Source organism: Thiomicrospira sp. (assembly GCF_014859555.1).
Taxonomy (GTDB): domain Bacteria; phylum Pseudomonadota; class Gammaproteobacteria; order Thiomicrospirales; family Thiomicrospiraceae; genus Thiomicrospira.
Genome location: NZ_JACUTY010000020.1, coordinates 1 through 19,041 on the forward strand (window position 1 = coordinate 1; position 19,041 = coordinate 19,041).

A 19,041-nucleotide genomic window follows, 5' to 3' on the forward strand; every position below is an offset into this window, starting at 1 on the left:
ACGCATGTCATTATGGGTTGCGTTAAATCAAACTGCCGTAACCTTCCTGATAAGTTGGGTATTTAAACTCGTAACCGCTGGCGCGGATTTTGGCGTTGGATAAACGTTTATTGCTGCGCATGGTGCGGCTATTTTCGGTGGGTTCGGTGTGTTCAATGTAACCGACACTCAATTGTTCGGCTAACCATTCATACACTTCACACGACTGGGTGGGTTGGTTGTCTACGCCAATATACAGCGCATCGGTTTTATCCAAACTCATCAAATGTTTAAAAATGCCCACACAATCGTCGGTATGAATACGATTGCTGTAAACGTCTTCCATACACTGTGCTTTGCCTTTCATCACCAAATCGATAATGTGGGTGCGTCCTGGGCCATAAATGCCGCCAAAGCGCACCACCGTGGCTGGAAAGCCAGAAGCTAAAGCTAGGTTTTCACCTTCTAATAAACGGCGGCTCGAAAAGTTATGTTCTTCCGCCAAACTGTCTTCAGTTACCCATTCGCCATCGTTTTGGCTAAATACCGAGGTGCTGGAGGTAAAAAACAAGTGTTTCAACTTTTGGCCTTTTAACGCCTGCAATAGGTTTTTTAGCCCCGCGACATAAGCTTGATAATAAGCAAAGTCGTTATATTTACCTGCGGCGGCGGTATAAAACACCGTGTCTAATCCGCTGGGCAGGTTTAATGTCTCACTGGTTAAGTCGGCGCTGATCGCCGTCATGCTATCCGGAATTTTGTCGCCATCTCGGCGTAAACCATAAACTTCGTGGCCATCAGCCGCTAGTTCGAGTCCTAAACGACAACCTATGTCACCACAGCCAGCAATGAGTATTTTCGCCATAACGTCCCTATAAAAAAGTGAGGGTGGATTTTGCGTGTAGTATGCACAAGTTTGCATCAATAGAAAAGATGTGCGCGCGGTTTTTAGGTGGAAATTTTTACGACCACCAGGCCTGGTGGCGAAAGCCAAAAACTAAAAAGCCAGACAATGTCTGGCTAAAGCTCTTATTAGGAGGAAAACACCGCGTGCCGAAACACGCGTTTGTTACAAGGTTTTTTAGAAATTCATACGCAATGAAACGGTATAACCGATTTGAGAGTGTTTAACTTCGTGTTCAGTGCCATAGTCTTGTGTGCCATCATAACCAGCGCCAAGAGCGGAAGCAGCACTTACGTGACCAGTTTTGATAGTTTTTGATACTTCAGGAGCATATACAATGGCACCTTCTAATGTCATGCGGTTAGTGAGCTCATAACCACCACCAAAGGTAAAGTGGGTTTCTACAATCCCCGGGAAGAAGTGGTTGTTGAATAAGTCCGTTGCTTGTCCTGCATAAGTACCATCGTCAACTTTTTTGATAGGGTCTTCTGCGTGGTTAATACCGACACCAGCCCAATAACCATTGCCTGAATACTTAGCACCAAGGGCGAAGACGTTTTGGTCTTCCCAGTTAAAGTCTTTGTAACCTTTGGCTTGACCCCAAGAGATTTGCTTAAAGTCAGCGGTGTACATCATGTTACCCATGGTATAAGCCGCCCCAATTTTTAATTCAGCGGGTTGCTCTAGTTCATCACCAAAGTTTACGCCAAACGCAGGTAGATTAAAGCCATCGGCTGCTCTAGAAACTTGATCTTTATATTTCATATTGATAGCTGATTGGTAGGCTAAACCAAGGGTTAATTCAGGTGTGACATCAAAATAACCACCTAGGTTAAAGCCATAACCTAGATCAGTTGACATGCCATTACCAACATTTGTGCCACCGTAATTGTAATTAAGATCTAAAGAACCGTATTGAATAACGGGAGCGAAACCAATGCCATATTGTTCAGTGTTATAGGCTAAAGTAGGTGCAAACTTCATAATTTGTAAATTGCTATAACCATTAAATAAGCCACCACCATCAGGTGCTCCACCGTTGTCACGGTAATCAACACCCATACCGGCCGAACCATAGATACCTAAACCAAAGACTAGGTTTTCATTGATGCGGGTGGCCATTGATACTTCAGGGATAATGTTGGTATCGGCATCACTGGTTTGCTTAGCAGTTGTGCCTGGTGCAGATGCCACATTTGTTTCAGCCGTTACATCCGGCTTAAACAAAGTGCCACCAATCGCAAATTCGGTGCCTTGCATTTTACCGATCAAGGCTGGGTTGGTGAGGGCGTTTTCAGAGCCGAAGAATGCCGCCGCGCCTGTGCCGCCTAATGCGCGGGCTTGTGCGCCTAAACCAATTAGGTGGTCGCCGTTAGTCGCTAGAACGGGTTGAGAAACCATGACGGCGGCGGTGATTGCCAAAGCAATTTTGGTTTTTTTCATTTGAATATCCTTTTTTAGTGATCTTTTATATTTAAGACTTTATTTTTTGTAGCGCGAGGTCACATCCTGCGTTGGACATTACTATCGCTTAATTAAAATAAAAAAGATAATTCAAAAAACTTTATGGGGTATTTATTAAATTAATACAACATAAGTTTTTGATAATACAATGAAATCCTTATATTGAAATGCGTATAAGGGTATAGGTATTTTTGATGGTTAACGTGTGTTTGCAGGGCAACCTCCCGCATGCCATTCTTGAGCGAGGACGAAGACATGAAGCCGAGGAAATATAAAACAGCGCGCAGCCTGAATCTTGAAGTTGGAGGGTTCGGTAGGAGGGCAAGATGTTTCGCGTGGCGCAGTATGATACATGGTTTTGATTTAGGCATAAAAAAACCACCAGGCCTGGTGGCGTGGTGGTTTTTAGGTATTTAACGCGTTAGGGTCAAATTAGAATGCGCCAGTTGCGCCGTTTTCCATCATTGTCCAGATTGCGTTACGTACGTCCATGGTGAGTTCTTTTAACTCGGGTGGCATTTTTTTGCCCATTTTCACCATCATGTCCATGTTCATGGTGTAAAGGTGTAAACCATCTTCCTGTTGTACAATCGCCACACGGCAAGGTAGGAAAGCCGACATAGCTGGGCTGAAGTCTAGCATATGACGTGCGGTTTCTGGGTTACAAGCTGAAATGATGTGGATAACACCCGACTCTACGCCACGCGCATTCAATTCTTGCGATAAAGGTAGTTCACCCACGTTCATTAAGCCAGGTGTTTGTACCGCTACGTCGTTGATGCTGTCGATTACGTCTTGTAGTTCCAGGTCATCGTTTACTTTACGGTGCCAAACCACCGCCCAACCGATGTCGCCTTCGCTTTCAACCCAGCGATCCCAAATTTCGTTGAAGGTGCCCCAAGCGCCTTCTTCTAGGTTGCCGGCTGATTTGATGGTGCCGCAGCCTGACATCAAGGCGATTAGGCCGGCTAAAAAGCCAACTTTTAGCATGGTGATGGTTTTCATGTAAGGTCATCCTTTAAATTTGATTTTCTAATCGAAAGTGCACAAAAAGTGACGCTTTCTTGATTTCGGAAATAAGATTACTCTTATATTTAGCAAAAGAGAAAGTCAATTTTTTTGGCCTGTAATAATAAAATTTTATTAGTGTTTTCTAATCCCCTAATATTAGCGGTTACTAATTTGTGCGCTAATTAGCTGAAAACCAAGCGCTTTCAGGGTTTTATCCAGTTTTTTTTGATGGCTTGGCGGGAGTTGATGTTGGCACCATTCACGTCGAATTGGGTATTGGCGGCGGTGTAATTCAAATTGGTTTTGCACATTCTTTACACTTTTGCTGCGAATTGCGTGATCATCCGCCACAATATCGTAGGCTTGTTTGAGGATGTGCGCCAAGGCGGTTTGAGGGTTTGAATCGCTAGGTGCTGTTAAGGCGAGTGGCGCGGGCGGTAGTTGGCGTTGCCAGTCGGTTTGGGGCGCGATTTTCCAGAACTCGCAGAGTTGTTGATACACCATCGCTGAACCGGCGACCTTGGCTTCGAGCGAATGGCCAGCAATATGCGCGGTCGCGATATCGGCTTTGGCATACAGGTCAGCATTAATATTAGGTTCGTTTTGCCAGCAGTCAATTACATTTGCGCGATTGTTGAGTTGGCACCAGGCCTGCTCGTTAATAATGCCGCCGCGTGCCGCGTTAATAACGATGGCGCTGGGTTTAATTAACGCCATATTGTGAGCACTTAATAAGTCTAAGCTGGTAAATTCGCCACTTTTGGTTAAAGGGGTGTGCACACTAATAATGTCGGCTTGTTGGAGTAAATCATTGAGCTCGGTAAACGCGGCATCGCCTTCGGTTTGTTGGCGTGGTGGGTCGTTTAATAAACAGCGTATTCCTAACGCGCGGGCTTTTTGCTGCAATAATTGGCCAACATGACCCACCCCAATAATGCCTAAGGTTTGTTGCGATAAATCGATTTGATGCTGTTCGGCTAACACCAATAACGCACTGATGACATATTCCGCCACCGAATTGGCATTGCAGCCTTGGGCGGAATAAAACCGAATGCCGCGTTGCGACAACCAGGCCTGGTCAATATGATCCAACCCCACCACGGTGCTGCCGACAAATTCTACCCTGCTGTTTTGTAGTAAATCGGCATTTACTTGGGTGCGTGAACGTACAATTAAGGCATCGGCTTGTTTAACAAGGTTGGCATCAATATCGCGACCGGGCACGAGTTTTACATCGCCTAGGTGCGCAAACATGGCTTGGGCATAAGGAATTGCATCATCAATAATCAGGGTTTTTTGTGTCATACTAAGCTCCATAAATGGGTCGCCCGCCGCCTGGTGCGCAATGGGCAAGGATATATCGCAAAAGGATAACGCATGTTTCAAAAAACGCAATCGACTTTGATTGATGGCCCGGCGGGGTCAATAGAGTGCCGAGTAGGGCGGGTTAAACCGGGAGAACGACCACCAGGCCTGGTGGTGTTGACCCATCCGCACCCGTTATATGATGGCACCATGAATAATAAAGTCGTCACCACCATGGAGCGCGCGTTTGCGCAAATGGGTTGGCAAACCTTGGCGTTTAACTTTCGCGGGGTAGGTCGCAGTGAAGGCTCGTATGATCATGGGCAGGGTGAACAAACGGATTTGGCGGCGGCGGTGACTTGGGCGCAAGGCATGTTTGGTGATTTGCCATTGGCATTAGCCGGGTTTTCGTTTGGCAGTTATGTGAGTGTGATGCAAGCCAAAACGCTGCAAGCCAGCCACTTAATCACGGTCGCGCCACCGGTGAATTTATATGATTTTGGCGAGTTGGATTTACCTGAGAGTCTACGATGGCATTTGGTGCAGGGCGGGCAAGACGAAGTGGTGCCGCCGCATAAAGTGATTAACTGGATGCGCGGTTTAGATCATCGGCCAGATGTGTATTGGCGCGAAGGCGCAAGCCATTATTTTCATGGTGAATTGCTGTGGTTAAAAAAGGTGGTAAACCTGGCGATTGAGTAAGCTTTGCGCAAACTTTTAGAAAAATTTATTGGCTTATAAGGTTTTACTTATATGTGAGTTCATATATAATATTAGTAATTTCTTATATTCTAATGTGCTTGAAAAGAAAAAACCCTGACTATATTCTGGTGAAATCCTAGATTTTTATCAGTTGGTTAGCTATTTTCTAAAGGAAAAATACGCATGAAATTACGAACTTTAGCTTTGGCTATGTCCGTGGCGTTACCAGGCCTGGTAACGGCGCAAACCCTTGATTTTCAAACCAGCGTGCAAAATACCTTGTCGCAAAACCCGCAACGCGATCAAAGTCATGCACAAATTGACCAAGCGCAAGCCGCCTTAAGCCAGGCCAGCCTGAGCCGTTTACCGCAGTTTAATTTGTCTTTTACCGCCTCCAACTCGAATAACCCTTTAAATGTATTTGGCATGAAGTTGCAGCAACAAGAAGTGCTTAATACCGATTTTGCGGTGACCGAAATTAACAAGCCAGGGAGCTACACTGACTTTAATACCCGCATTGAAATGCTATTGCCTATTTGGAACGGCGGCAAAATTTCGAGCGCGAAAAACCAAGCCGGCGCGATGTTAGAAGCCGCCCAAAAAGGCGATGTCGCGGTACAGCAAATGTTGACTTATTATGTGTATGAAGCCTACGAGGGTGTGCATGCGGCGCGTTCGTTTATTCAGGTCGCGGAACAAGCGCTGAAAGCGGCGAATGCTTATGTGAACACCACACGTAATTTGGTACAGCAGGGTGTGGTTTTGCGTTCGGAGTTATTGAGTGCACAAGCGCACCAAGCCGAAGCGGAATTAATGTTAGAGCAAGCTAAAAACCATGAACAAATGGCGCTAGATGGTTTGCGTTCGTTAATGGGCATGGACGCGAATGCGCCATTAAATGTAGCGGGTCGAGTCAATATTGATTTGCCAAGTCAGAATGTTGAGGAGATGACGCAAATGGCGTTGGATGCAAATCCTAAGTTGCAAGCCATGCGCCAGCAAGTTAAAGCCAGCCACGCGGCGGTTAGAGGTTCTCGTGCCGATTTGTATCCGAGCTTTAATTTAATGGCACGCCACGATTGGAACGACAATGAGTTGGGCTTTAACGCCAGTTCTTATACGGTGGCGGCGGTGGCCTCTTGGAAAATCACCGACTTTGGTGTGACCGGGCGCGTGGTCGATCAAGCCAATGCGGCCGCCAGAGGGCAGGAAGCGCAGTTGCGAGCCGAAGAACAATCGGTGGGTTTGAACCTGCTTAGGTCTTGGCGTCAGTATCAAAACGAGTTAAAAAAAGTTGAGTCTAACCAAGCCGCAGTAAATTATGCCACCGAAGCCCAAAGCTTGATTGCGCGCCGTTATGAAACCGGCGTATCGACCATGACGGAAGTGTTGGCGAGTCAGGCTCAGTTGGACAAAGCACGCGCCGAGCTGGCAAATGCAGAATATGCAATGAATATACAAAAAGCGCAATTGCGATTGGCAACAGGCCGTATGCACTTGGACCAAATGTAATCGATTAGAGGATAGAAATTATGAAACCGATGTGGATGTTATTAAATACGGGTGTGATCGCGGCGTTATTCGCTGTTAGCGGCTGTTCGTCAGATACCCAACAAGAAGCGGCTTATGATGTGGCGAAGTATGAAGTTACCACGCATCAAGTGAGTTTTGGTAGCGTACCGATGGTATCGCATGTGCCGGGCTCAGTGGTGCCGGATCAGCAAGCGCGTATTGCGTCACGTTTGATGGGGTATATTCGCAGCATTCCGGTTGAAGTCGGCCAGAGTGTAAAACGCGGTGATTTATTATTCTCGATTGATCCGCAAGACATTCAAAGCCAAATTTCACAAGCGCGTGCCGGTTATTTGCAAGCTCAGGCGGCGTTAGAAAATGCGAAAGCCGACTTTGAACGTTTCTCACAATTGTATAAAGAAGAGTCGGTGTCGCGTCAGCAGTTTGACGGGATTCGTTTGCAATACAGTGTCGCGCAAGAAAACCTAGCGGCGGCTAAAGCGGGTTTAGAGCAAGCGGAATCGCAATTAAATTATGCCAACGTGCGTGCGCCGTTTGATGGGGTGATTGTGCGGAAAATGGCGGTGGCGGGTGATTTGGCCGCACCGGGTAACCCGGTGGTAATCATTGAAAATCTGAAGTCATTGAGTGTGGAAGCAGAGGTGTCGCAGGATTTATATGCCCAGTTGCAAGTGGGTGATACCGCGATGGTGATGGTCGATGGTCAGAAAGAACCATTAGTGGCGGAGATTTACTCATTAGTTTCAGCGGCCAACCCAAGAACACGTGGGCATAACCTGAAGTTGAGTTTGCCAGAAGTCAATAACGTGAACTCAGGTACATTTGCACGTATTGAGTTTAAGCGCGGTGAACGTCAAACCCTGTTAATCCCAGAATCAGCCGTTGTTAATCGCAGTGGGATCGAAGGCGTGTTTGTGGTGACTGCCGATAACTATGTGCAGTTCCGCATGGTGCGAATTGGCATGACAAAAAATGGCCAATATGAAGTACAAGCTGGGTTGGATATGGATGAAGTGATTGTGACTTCTAACAATCAAACCCTGGTGAATGGCGATCAAGTGATCTTAACGTCTGCGAATTCTGAAACAGGAGCCTAAACATGGCGTATGAGGAAAAAGAGATTAAATTAAACATGGCCGGCAAGCTGGCACAGATGTTTATCCATTCCAAAATTACCATGATGATAATGATTGCGGTGTTGTTAGCTGGGATGTTGGCCTTGTTTGTCACCCCGCGTGAATACAATCCGCAAATTGTGGTACCGGCGGCTAATATTATGGTGCCGAAGGCCGGTGCAACGCCCGACGAAGTCAATAACATGGTGGTGAAACCGCTTGAAACCATTATGAATGCGTTGTCAGGCGTTGAAAACACCTATGGCTATGCGACCAGCGATTTTGGTGTGGTGACGGTTCAGTTTAAGGTGGGTGAGAGCCAGGTTGATAGTTTGGTAAAGGTCTATAACCAGGTGATGCAGAACATGGATCGCATGCCGCCGGATACTCAGCAGCCAATTATTAAACCGATTAATGTCGATGATGTACCGATTTTAACCTTGGCTTTAACGTCTGAGCGTTTAGGTGGGTTTGATTTACGCGATATCAGTTTGAAACTGATCGAGCAGTTACGTAATGTGCCCGGCGTGTCGTTTACTGAGGTGATGGGTGGCCAGCAACGTGCGGTGAATGTTTGGCTAGATTCGCAAAAAATTGCCATGACGGGTTTGTCGCTGGACGATATCAGCGACATGTTGCTGGGCAGTAACGTGTCGTTACCGGTGGGTTCTTTGGTGAATAATAACCTTAATCATCCAGTACGTGTGAATGGTTATTTAGGTAATGCACAAGAAGTGGGTGGCATTATTATTGGCGCGGATAAAGGCCAACCCATTTTCTTGCGTGATATTGCGCGCATTGAAGATGGTCCGATGGAAACCGATGTGCATACGCGAATTGGTTATGGTATGGCGGCACATGCAAGTAAACGTGGTGAATATCCTGCGGTGACCTTATCCATTGCGAAAAAGCCTGGCACCAATGCGGTGACGGTATCGAATGCAGTGCTAGAAAAGCTTGAAGAATTAAAAGTCAGCATGTTGCCAAGTGATGTTGAGATTGTGGTAACACGTAACGACGGCGAAATGGCGAACCAAGCGGTTAATACGTTGATTGAACACTTGGGTATCGCGATTGCCTCGGTGGTGATTATTTTAATGATCTTTTTGGGCTGGCGCGAAGCCGGGATTGTTACCTTAACCGTGCCGTTGATTTTATTTGTGGTGTTGGTGGTAGGGCTGTTGTTTGGTCAAACTATGAACCGCATTACCTTGTTTGCGTTGATTTTATCGCTAGGCTTGTTGGTAGACGCCGCGATTGTGGTCATCGAGAATATTCACCGGCATATTCACAAGGGCTTTGATCCGAAAAACTTTGACCAGCTCTTGATTCGTGCTACCAACGAAATCGGTAATCCAACTAACGTGGCGACCTTGGCGGTTATTTTAGCCTTTATTCCAATGATGTTTGTAACCGGTATGATGGGGCCGTTTATGGCTCCGATTCCGTTTAACGTGCCGATCGCGATGATTGCTTCCTTGTTAATCGCTTATATTTTGGTGCCTTATGCGTCTTATCGTTGGTTGGGCAAAAAGGCGATTGCCGAAATGCAGCGCCGTGAAAGTTTAGAGTCGCATCACGTTGAAAAAGAAGACTGGATGCAACGTTTATACGTTAAAACTATTGTGCCGATGATTGAAAGTCGCACCAAACGTAATATTTTCTTAGGTGCGGTTTTGGTGAGTTTGATGGCGGCGATGTTACAACCGGCTCTGCAGTTTATTCGGGATGACGGCATGAATAATCCGTTACATAAAGCGGGTGTGGAAGTAAAAATGCTGCCATTTGATAACACTAATACCTTCTTGGTGCAGGTGGATATGCCAGCGGGCACGGCCACCGAAGCGACGGATCGTGTGGTGCGTTTTGTCGGTGACATTTTGTCAAAAACGCCGTATGTAAATGATTACACCGTTTACTTAGGGGCACCGGCTCCGATTGATTTTGCCGCTTTAGTGCGTGGCGATTTAATTAAGCAGGGATCGGATTTTGCACAAATTCGAGTGAATCTACAAGATAAAGGTCAGCGCAGTTTAAGTTCACATGAAATCGCGCAGTTGTTACATGAGAACTTTGCGATGGTGCGCGAAGATTTTCCGGCGGCCAATGTAAAAATTTATGAAACCCCACCAGGGCCACCGGTCGCATCACAAATTCTAGCGGAGCTTTATGGCCCGGATTATGACGTGTTGCGTACGGCCGCGAATGAAATTACGGCAAAGTACGAGCAAGTCTACGGCATGATCAATATCGATAATTCAGTGACCGGCGATGTGCGCAGTTACGAAATTAATATTGACCGTGAAAAAGCTAACCTGTTGGGCATAGCCCCGGCGTTGGTGAGCAAAATGTTGCGCGACTATATTAATGGTTATGAACTGGGTTATATGCACTTGGATAACGTGCGTGAGCCGGTCAATATCATCGTGCGTTTACCGCGTGAGGAGCGCACCGTGCCTGAGCAATTGCTTAATTTACGAGTGAACTCCTTTTCAGGTGACGCGGTGCCTTTATCGTCTATAGCGACGATTAAAGAGCGTGTGCTGGAAAAGCCAATTATGCGACGTGATCAGCATTCGATGGTGATGATTGGTGGCGAATTGCTACGCTCTAGCCCGGTTTATGCGGTCTTAACTTTGGATAAGATGTTAGATGGCGTGACCCTGCCAGAGTCAGGCGTGGCGTTTAATACAGCTAACCTAGGCTTTGTCGAAGCCCAGCCGAAAGACGTGACGGATTACACCCTGTTGTGGGGCGGCGAAATGCGTCTGACATTGGATGTATTCCGCGATATGGGTTCGGCGTTTATCGTGGCGTTGATCTTTATCTACCTAATTCTGGTGGGTTATTATCGTTCGTTTATGGTACCGGTGATTGTGATGGGGGCGATTCCGTTAACCATGATCGGCGTGTTCCCAGGTCATTGGTTATTGGGTCAGGCATTTACCGCGACCTCGATGATCGGCGTCATTGCTTTGGCCGGTATCGTGGTGCGTAACTCGTTATTGTTGATCGACTTTATCTTAGAGTATCGTCGTGAAGGCAAAGGCTTACGTGAGTCGGTGATTGAGGCCGGTAAGGTGCGTTTCCGTCCGATTTTATTGACGGCGTTAGCGATCATTACTGCATCCTTGATTCTGATCACGGATCCGGTATTTGGTGGTTTAGCGATTGCGTTAATCTTTGGTACGATTTCATCAACTGTATTGACCTTGTTGGTGATTCCGTTGATGTATTTCATTTGGCAGACGTATTATCCGTCGAGCCCAGGTCAGGAAGACAAACCTAAGATCGCTAAAGATCTGCAACCGAACTAATTTTATTAGTGCGCTTTAATGAACCCCGCTTCGGTGGGGTTTTTTGTGGCTGGGTTTTGGTGCTAACAGAGAGAGCCAGAGTGTGGTTTAATGAGTTTAATTTGTTCGCCTAGAGTGAAATGAGGTTTATGGAATCGATTAAATTTGAAGACGCCCTGGCGTTATTTCTAGAACATTTATTATTGTCGGAAGGTTTAAGCGCCAATACGCAGTCGGCTTATCGCACGGATTTGACCCAATTTGCGCGTTGGTTGGGTGAACTGGAGTCAGCGGATTGGCTACAGGTTAGTCGAGATGATTTACAAAGTTATATTCGATACCTACAAGCCGCCGGACGGCAAGATCGCTCGATTGCGCGGTTGGTGTCGTCACTTAAGCGCCTGTATGGGTTTGCGATTGACCAGGCCTGGTTGTCGATTAATCCGTGTGATTTATTAAAAACCCCAAGGGTGTCGGCGGCGATTCCGAGTGTGTTGAGTGAATCTCAAATTAATGATTTATTGGAAGCACCAGATACCGCCACCGATTTAGGTTTGCGAGATCGCGCGATTTTGGAGTTGATGTATGCCAGCGGATTACGTGTGTCCGAAGTGGTAAATTTACCTTTATCCCAGCTCAATTTATCGGCCGGATTAGTAATGGTGACGGGTAAAGGCAACAAGGAACGCATTGTGCCATTGGGGGAGTATGCCAGTGAATGGTTAGAGCGTTATTTAAAAATTGCACGACCAGGCCTGGTAGGTGAAAAGTGGGTCGAAACCCTATTTGTATCGCGCATTGGACGCACTATGACACGTCAAACACTTTGGCACCGGATTCATAATCTTGCCCAAATCGCGGGTATCACTGGTAAACTATCGCCTCATGGTTTGCGGCATGCGTTTGCAACGCACTTGATTAATCATGGCGCGGATTTACGCAGTGTGCAGTTGTTGCTGGGCCATAGTGATTTGTCGACGACCCAAATATATACGCATGTGGCAAAAGAGCGATTAAAGTCGCTACATCAGCAACATCATCCGCGCGGCTAATTTATTAAGAATAGGATAAATATGTTTAAAATAGTATTGAAAAAGGCATTACCAGGCCTGGTTGTTGGTGCATTAAGTTTCAACATTGCGATGGCGGACACCACCACCGATAAAATTCAGCAAAAATTAAATGAAATCATTCCGAATGCACCAGCGGCTCAAATTAGCGCGTCACCGGTTGAGGGGTTGTATCAAGTGATTGTCGGGCCAAATGTGATTTACATGACGGCGGATACCGAATTTTTGTTTAACGGCAATTTGATTAAGTTGGCTACGCGCGAAAATTTAACCGAGTCAGCTAAAAATGCCGCGCGCAAGCAAACGCTAGACGCGATTCCGACGGAATCGATGATTGAATTCCCGGCTAAAGGTAAGACTAAAGCCACAATCACAGTATTCACGGATATCGATTGCCCTTATTGTAAGAAGTTTCATAAAGACGTGCCTAAGTTAAATGCCGAAGGTATTACGGTGCGTTATTTGGCTTTCCCGCGGTCAGGCGTGGATACACCAAGTTATCAGAAAATGGTGTCAGTTTGGTGCGCTGATGATCGAGCTAAAACGATGGATCAAGCTAAACAAGGCGCCAACCCGGCCTCTAAAAATTGTGCGAACCCTGTGAAAGATCATATGATGCAAGCACAGTTATTTGGAATTAATGGCACGCCAACCATTATTTTTGAAGATGGTAATATGGTGCCGGGTTATGTACCAGCGGAAGAATTGATTCCAGCTCTATTGCAATAAATTCTGAGAACGCGCCGTTAAGCGCAAGCTGAGTCGAAACGACCTTGCGCAAATGCGTTAAAGATGATTTGTATGGATGGGGTGAATTTCCTTGATATTCATTGAGTATTTGTTCAAATATATGAGTCATAAAAAAACCAGGCCTGGTGGTTGCACCAGGCCTGGTTTTTTTATGGGAAAAATTTTAAAGGGGGTCAGGTTTAAATCTTATCCCAACTACCGCGACGTTTCGGGATTCTAAAGAAACGACCTAGTAACAAACCGGCTAACAATACACCTGCGCCAGCTAAAAACCACTGACGTTTGACGGTATCTTCAGCACGCGCAATTTGTTCACGCATAATCACGTTTTGCGATTCCAAATCACTAATCAAACGATGCATTTCTTGATTTTGTTGATCTAACTGAATCGCACCACCTGAGATACTGGTCAAATGATCAAACTCTTTGTCGAGTTCAAATTTTTCTTGTTTGATGGTTTCTAGTTCTTGACTGACCTTAGAGGCACGGCTTTTTAATTCGTCATGTTCAGCTTGTAAGGCTTTGTGTTGATTGTTTAGGCGATCCAAACGTTGAGTTTGTTCGGTTAATAAAATTTTGGCCGGGGTTTCATTTTGAATCGCAATTTTATTTACCCAACCATCTAATGCGGTGTCGTTATGCATATATTCAACGCGTGACCAGTTCGAATCACCTACTTCCAGTACCTTAATCGGACTGCCGGCTTCGAGCATACGAATGATGCGGAACTCGTTACCCGCGCCACGGCGCAAAGGCACTTGAATGCTGTCGCTAATATAATGCGTGTATTCTTCAGCTTGAACTAAAGACGGAATTAACCACATGGGCTGGACCATAACGGCTAAGCCGACAATAGGTAAAAATCGTTTAAAGCTGTTGAATTTTGGCATTTTGTTGCTCCAGGTTAGTCAAGGCGTTGGCTATATCTTGCAGTTTTTCGCGCTCCTTGGCAACAACTTCTGCCGGCGCTCGGGCCACAAATTTATCATTATTTAGCTTATCAGCCAATCTTTTTTGTTCGTTTTTTAAACGATCAATCTCTTTTTGGAGGCGAGCTAATTCAGCAGACTTGTCAATTAGTCCCGCCATTGGGATCAGAATATTCATTTCACCCACGAGTGCCATCGCCGATTCCGGGGCTTGGTTGGCATCCGTTAGGATCTCGATTGATGCCAGTTTGGCGAGTGTCATTAAGGATAACCGATTGCGGTCTAACCAGGCCTGGTCTTGCTCGGATACCTTGCTTAATAAGACCGGCAGGGCTTTGCTAGGCGCGATGTCCATTTCTGAACGAATTCGGCGTACACCCATAATAAACTGTTTAACCCAATCCAGCTCGGCTTCCGCCGAAAGGTCAATTTTGCTGTTATCGGCTTGCGGATAAGCTTGCAACATAATGGTATCGCCGTGTTTGCCGGCCAAAGGCGCGACGGCTTGCCAAGCTTCTTCGGTAATGAACGGCATAATCGGGTGCATTAAACGCAATAGAGTTTCGAGCACACGCACTAAGGTTTGCCGAGTACCGCGTTTGGCAGCGTCAGATGAATCTTGGTTTAAAATTGGCTTCGATAGTTCTAAATACCAGTCGCAGTATTCGTTCCAAGTGAACTCATAAATTAGGTTGGCGGCCAAATCAAAACGATACTGTTCGAAATGGCGAACCACTTCGGATTCAACCGTTTGTAGGCGCGATACAATCCAGCGATCAGCCAGGGATAATTCGACAGGTTTGGATTCGTCCACCCCGGTATCAAAACCTTGCGTATTCATTAATACGTAACGCGTGGCGTTCCAAAGTTTGTTACAGAAGTTGCGGTAACCATCGCAGCGATTTAAATCGAAGCGAATGTCGCGCCCGGTAGAGGCCAAGGAGGCGAAGGTGAAACGTATCGCATCGGTACCAAAGGCGGCAATGCCGTCGGCAAATTGTTTGCGGGTGTCTTTTTCGATTTTGGCGGCTTTTTCTGGCTGCATTAAACCGCTGGTGCGTTTATTGACTAGGGTTTCTAAGTCAATACCGTCGATTAGGTCGATTGGGTCTAACACATTGCCTTTGGATTTAGACATTTTCTGGCCTTCGCTGTCGCGAACCAAGCCATGCACATAAACCTGTTTGAAAGGCACTTGGCCGGTGAACTTCAAGGTCATCATAATCATGCGCGCGACCCAGAAAAAGATAATATCGAAGCCTGTGACCAATACCGAGGTTGGGTGGAACTTTTCCAGCTCCGGCGTTTTTTCCGGCCAACCAAGTGTTGAGAAGGTCCATAAGGCCGAGCTAAACCAAGTGTCAAGCACATCATCGTCTTGGCGTAACGCACGGTCGCCTAAGTTATGTTTGGCACGCACTTCGGCTTCATCTCGGCCTACATATATGCCGCCTTGGTCATCGTACCAAGCCGGAATGCGGTGCCCCCACCAAATTTGGCGCGAAATGCACCAGTCCTGGATATTGTTCATCCATTCAAAGTAAGTGTTTTCCCAGTTTTTGGGCACAAACTCAATGTCGCCATTTTTAACCGCGTCAATCGCGGGTTTCGCGAGTTCTTTTACCGCGACATACCATTGGTCGGTTAGTAGTGGCTCAATCACCGCATGGGTGCGGTCGCCACGTGGCACCATGAGTTTATGCGGTTCGATTTTTTCCATTAAATCCAAGGCTTCTAAATCTGCAATGATCTGCTTGCGCGCGGCAAAACGATCCAACCCTTGATATTTTTCCGGTGCTTCTTCATTAATCGCCGCATCTTGGGTGAAGATGTTAAGCATCTGCAAATTATGGCGTTTGCCCATTTCATAGTCGTTGAAATCGTGGGCGGGGGTGATTTTTACACAACCGGTTCCGAATTCTGGATCAACATAATCATCCGCAATAATCGGAATTTCACGCCCAACAAGTGGCAAGGTAATGGTTTTGCCGATGAGGGCTTGATAACGTTCGTCTTCTGGGTGCACCGCAACAGCTTGATCGCCTAACATGGTTTCTGGACGGGTGGTCGCCACTACAAGATGACCGGAACCATCTGTTAACGGATAACGCATGTGCCAAAGATTGCCTTGTTCTTCTTCGGAAATAACTTCTAAATCTGACACGGCGGTGTGTAGTACCGGATCCCAGTTAACTAGGCGTTTACCGCGATAAATTAAACCTTCTTCATGCAGTTTAACGAACACTTCTTTAACCGCGTTGGATAAACCGTCGTCCATTGTAAAACGTTCACGACTCCAGTCTGGTGATGCACCCAAACGGCGAAGCTGTTGGGTGATGGTGCCACCGGACTCAGCTTTCCATTTCCAAATTTCTTCAATGAATTTTTCGCGCCCCACATCATGACGACTCAAACCTTTTGCCGCGAGTTGGCGTTCTACCACCATTTGGGTGGCAATACCAGCGTGGTCGGTGCCCGGTTGCCAAAGGGTGGGTTTACCTTGCATACGGTTTAGACGAATCAAAGTATCCATAATGGTGTCTTGGAAAGCGTGCCCCATGTGTAAACTGCCGGTCACATTCGGCGGTGGGATCATAATGCAATAGGGCGCTTGATCACTTTCTTGGTTGGGCGCAAAGTAGCCGGCGTTTTCCCAAGTTTGGTACCACTTGGTTTCAATTGTTTTGGGGTCGAAATGCTTTTCCATAAGGTGTTGTTCGTTTCTGTTTAAAAAATAGGATTAATTATAGCAAGCCAAAGGCTTTTGGTGGGAGGGAATGCAATACAAACCGAGAGGAAGCGTGACTTAATTTTTAACCACGAAGGACACGAAGATCATGAAGTTTTAGGAACGGCATGCTAATTGGTTGGGTTTAACTCGGCGGGTTAAGTTGTCCAGCGATGGAGGTGTTTAAACGGAACCAACCCGCAATACTGGCGCGTGGGTGCTGGGTGGGTTTGACTTCGTGTGGCACTTGTTCGCTCATAAATAACACCAGTGTGCCGATTTCTGGCGTAACTTGGCCGATGATGTGGTTGTTTTGTTCAGCATACATCACCAATTCACCGCCCCAGTGGCCTTGCCAGTCGGGATTTAAGTAGGCCACCGTGGTGACCATTCGATTGGCGGCACCACGGAAGCTGTCCCAGTGTTTTTTATAAAAGTCGCCGGGAGAGTAAAGTGCATAGTGGGCTTCGTATTCAAACAGACCAAGAAACAGTTGACGGTTAAGTTCAAGTTGCAATTGTTGCATTAAGTCGAGATATTGCGCTTGCGCGGGAGTGTTACGTTCAAGCCAATGAATGCTGTCGCGTCGAATACGTTGGTTAAGCTGGTGTTCTTGACCACGACCAATGCCGGCTTGTTGGAGCTCGCCCTGTTGATCAAGCTGATCAATCTCATGCAGTAAAGTTAAGCACAGTTGTGGATCAATGGCGTTGGGCCAAATATGCCAACCTTTTTCGACCAGGTTGTCGATAGCAACGTCTAGCTGGGTTTGATCAAAAAACAGGGGTTGCATGGGCGGGTTCCTGCCGAAGTGAATGCGCGAATTATGCGACCAGGCCTGGTGGTTTGCAAGTGTTTGAGAGTGGGGAGGGTTAAAAAAATATAGCGCTTTCAATAGAAAGCGCTTAAAGGCTAGGAATAAGAGTTAACCTAGCAACTGGAGGACATTCGATTTGTCTTGGTTACCTTGCGCTTGCATCATAATGCTGGCTTGCATTAACACATCATTACGCGCTTTATTGGTTGATGCACGTGCCATGTCAGTATCCAGAATTTGGCTACGGCTGGCATAACTATTTTCTTGGCTGATGGCCATGCTCGATACGGCTGAATACAAACCGTTTTGCTGTGCACCAAAATTGGCTTGGCTGGCACTCAACAAGTCAGTAGCATTTAACAAAGCTTCTGCTGCGGCACCCGCATTAGCCGGGTTGCTAATGTCCATACCCGTTAAGCCAAGCGCGTCACTGGTTAAGGTCGGCATAGTTAGGTTGCTTTTACTGTCGTCACCTAAGGCAATCTGAATATCTGGGTTTGAGCCGTCTAGCAATGAAATATCATTAAACTTAGTGGTGGCGGCTGTTCGGTTAATTTCTTCCATTTGTTGTTGGAATTCAGTATTTAGCATATTACGTTGCGATGCACTTAGGGTTCCATTCATGGATTGGATAGTCAGTTCATACATACGCTGAATACTGTTGGTCATGCCACGCGTAGCGCCATCGGCTGTTTGCAATAAAGACATGCCGTCATTTGCATTACGCATACCAACTGATTGACCGATGATTTCGGTGGTCATGCCCGTTACCACCGCTAATCCTGCAGCGTTATCCGCTGAGCGGTTAATTTGCTGGCCAGTGGTTAAACTGGTGTTGGTTGGGTTGTAAGGGCTATAAGGCGAACCTACACTGTTAATAGAATCGACGCTCATCATTATTCTCCTAAGAATTTTTGTTCCGTAGCTCTATAATACGCTTAATTTTTAAAAATTCAAAGGAAAGCTAATGTCTTGTTGTGGAAAGGGTTTTTGCAATTTTCAGTTTTCGGACGGTGCGCCTTTAACGGATTATTCGGTCACAAATTTGAATGCGCAATATTTGTTTTTACCTTATGGCACTTTGTTACAAAAAGACGAAATAGTTCGAATTTGGATGGAGTCGGGTAAGGCTAAAGAAGTGGTGGTGGATGCCAAGTGGCCCATTACATTTGATCAGCAGGGGGCGCATGCGGTTGGACGTGATCGTGAATTACCATGGCAACTGGTGGCGATGGATACTGGGTTTGAGTTGGATGATATTTTAGACTGGCCAAATCACGACTTAGCCAACCCGAATGAACAACCGGTTGTGTTGGAGTTTCGCCATCCGATTGAGGTGAAGCCGAGTTTAAAACTGCGTCTGCTCCAACTGCTTTATAAGATCCGAAACTTGTAAGTTTTTGTTTCGAGGTGCCCAGATCCCGTTTTTCGGAATAAT

At 46.4% G+C, this 19,041-nt stretch carries 15 protein-coding genes; 7 read left to right on the plus strand and 8 right to left on the minus strand.

Features of this window, described 5'->3' with window-relative positions:
* Positions 1–22: 22 nt before the first annotated feature.
* The 4 genes from IBX48_RS05045 to IBX48_RS05060 all read right to left on the minus strand — a co-directional run bounded on the left by IBX48_RS05045 (position 23) and on the right by IBX48_RS05060 (position 4,663).
* A complete protein-coding gene (locus tag IBX48_RS05045) occupies positions 23–844 on the minus strand; it encodes an SDR family oxidoreductase (protein WP_296831446.1) in 822 nt (273 codons plus the stop codon).
* Positions 845–1,060: 216 nt separating this feature from the next.
* Positions 1,061–2,326, minus strand: a complete 1,266-nt coding sequence (locus tag IBX48_RS05050; RefSeq protein WP_296831448.1) for an outer membrane protein transport protein — start codon at positions 2,324–2,326, stop codon at positions 1,061–1,063.
* A 453-nt stretch (positions 2,327–2,779) separates the two neighbouring features.
* Positions 2,780–3,352, minus strand: a complete 573-nt coding sequence (locus IBX48_RS05055) for a DUF302 domain-containing protein (RefSeq protein WP_296831450.1) — start codon at positions 3,350–3,352, stop codon at positions 2,780–2,782.
* Between the two features lie 162 nt (positions 3,353–3,514).
* The gene (locus IBX48_RS05060; RefSeq protein ID WP_296831451.1) at positions 3,515–4,663 is read right to left on the minus strand and encodes a 4-phosphoerythronate dehydrogenase; all 1,149 of its coding nucleotides are present in this window, start codon (positions 4,661–4,663) and stop codon (positions 3,515–3,517) included.
* Between the two features lie 72 nt (positions 4,664–4,735).
* On the opposite strand from IBX48_RS05060, the gene IBX48_RS05065 reads away from it, so the two are divergent.
* The 6 genes from IBX48_RS05065 to IBX48_RS05090 all read left to right on the plus strand — a co-directional run bounded on the left by IBX48_RS05065 (position 4,736) and on the right by IBX48_RS05090 (position 13,108).
* Positions 4,736–5,365, plus strand: coding sequence for an alpha/beta fold hydrolase (locus IBX48_RS05065; protein WP_296831453.1), 630 nt, complete (start codon positions 4,736–4,738; stop codon positions 5,363–5,365).
* 183 nt (positions 5,366–5,548) lie between these two features.
* Positions 5,549–6,877, plus strand: coding sequence for a TolC family protein (locus IBX48_RS05070; RefSeq protein WP_296831455.1), 1,329 nt, complete (start codon positions 5,549–5,551; stop codon positions 6,875–6,877).
* A 20-nt stretch (positions 6,878–6,897) separates the two neighbouring features.
* Positions 6,898–7,995 carry an efflux RND transporter periplasmic adaptor subunit gene (locus IBX48_RS05075; protein ID WP_296831457.1) on the plus strand — a complete coding sequence of 366 codons (1,098 nt, stop codon included), beginning with the start codon at positions 6,898–6,900 and terminating at the stop codon, positions 7,993–7,995.
* A gap of 2 nt (positions 7,996–7,997) precedes the next feature.
* Positions 7,998–11,330, plus strand: a complete 3,333-nt coding sequence (locus IBX48_RS05080) for an efflux RND transporter permease subunit (protein WP_296831459.1) — start codon at positions 7,998–8,000, stop codon at positions 11,328–11,330.
* A gap of 128 nt (positions 11,331–11,458) precedes the next feature.
* Positions 11,459–12,361 carry a site-specific tyrosine recombinase XerD gene (gene xerD / locus IBX48_RS05085; RefSeq protein WP_296831461.1) on the plus strand — a complete coding sequence of 301 codons (903 nt, stop codon included), beginning with the start codon at positions 11,459–11,461 and terminating at the stop codon, positions 12,359–12,361.
* Between the two features lie 21 nt (positions 12,362–12,382).
* Positions 12,383–13,108, plus strand: a complete 726-nt coding sequence (locus IBX48_RS05090) for a DsbC family protein (protein ID WP_296831463.1) — start codon at positions 12,383–12,385, stop codon at positions 13,106–13,108.
* 200 nt (positions 13,109–13,308) lie between these two features.
* Here IBX48_RS05090 and IBX48_RS05095 read toward each other — a convergent pair whose 3' ends face one another.
* The 4 genes from IBX48_RS05095 to IBX48_RS05110 all read right to left on the minus strand — a co-directional run bounded on the left by IBX48_RS05095 (position 13,309) and on the right by IBX48_RS05110 (position 18,500).
* Positions 13,309–14,019: a TIGR04211 family SH3 domain-containing protein gene (locus IBX48_RS05095; protein ID WP_296831465.1), complete on the minus strand. Its 711-nt coding sequence runs from the start codon at positions 14,017–14,019 to the stop codon at positions 13,309–13,311.
* Positions 13,997–16,765: a valine--tRNA ligase gene (locus tag IBX48_RS05100; RefSeq protein WP_296831467.1), complete on the minus strand. Its 2,769-nt coding sequence runs from the start codon at positions 16,763–16,765 to the stop codon at positions 13,997–13,999. The genes IBX48_RS05095 and IBX48_RS05100 overlap by 23 nt, the downstream gene beginning before the upstream one ends.
* A 166-nt stretch (positions 16,766–16,931) precedes the next feature.
* Positions 16,932–17,579, minus strand: a complete 648-nt coding sequence (locus IBX48_RS05105; RefSeq protein ID WP_296831470.1) for a 2OG-Fe(II) oxygenase — start codon at positions 17,577–17,579, stop codon at positions 16,932–16,934.
* A 132-nt stretch (positions 17,580–17,711) separates the two neighbouring features.
* Positions 17,712–18,500 carry a flagellin gene (locus tag IBX48_RS05110; protein ID WP_296831471.1) on the minus strand — a complete coding sequence of 263 codons (789 nt, stop codon included), beginning with the start codon at positions 18,498–18,500 and terminating at the stop codon, positions 17,712–17,714.
* Between the two features lie 70 nt (positions 18,501–18,570).
* On the opposite strand from IBX48_RS05110, the gene IBX48_RS05115 reads away from it, so the two are divergent.
* Entirely contained in the window at positions 18,571–18,999 is a 429-nt protein-coding gene (locus IBX48_RS05115) for a hypothetical protein (protein ID WP_296831473.1), read from the plus strand.
* Positions 19,000–19,041 lie beyond the last annotated feature (42 nt).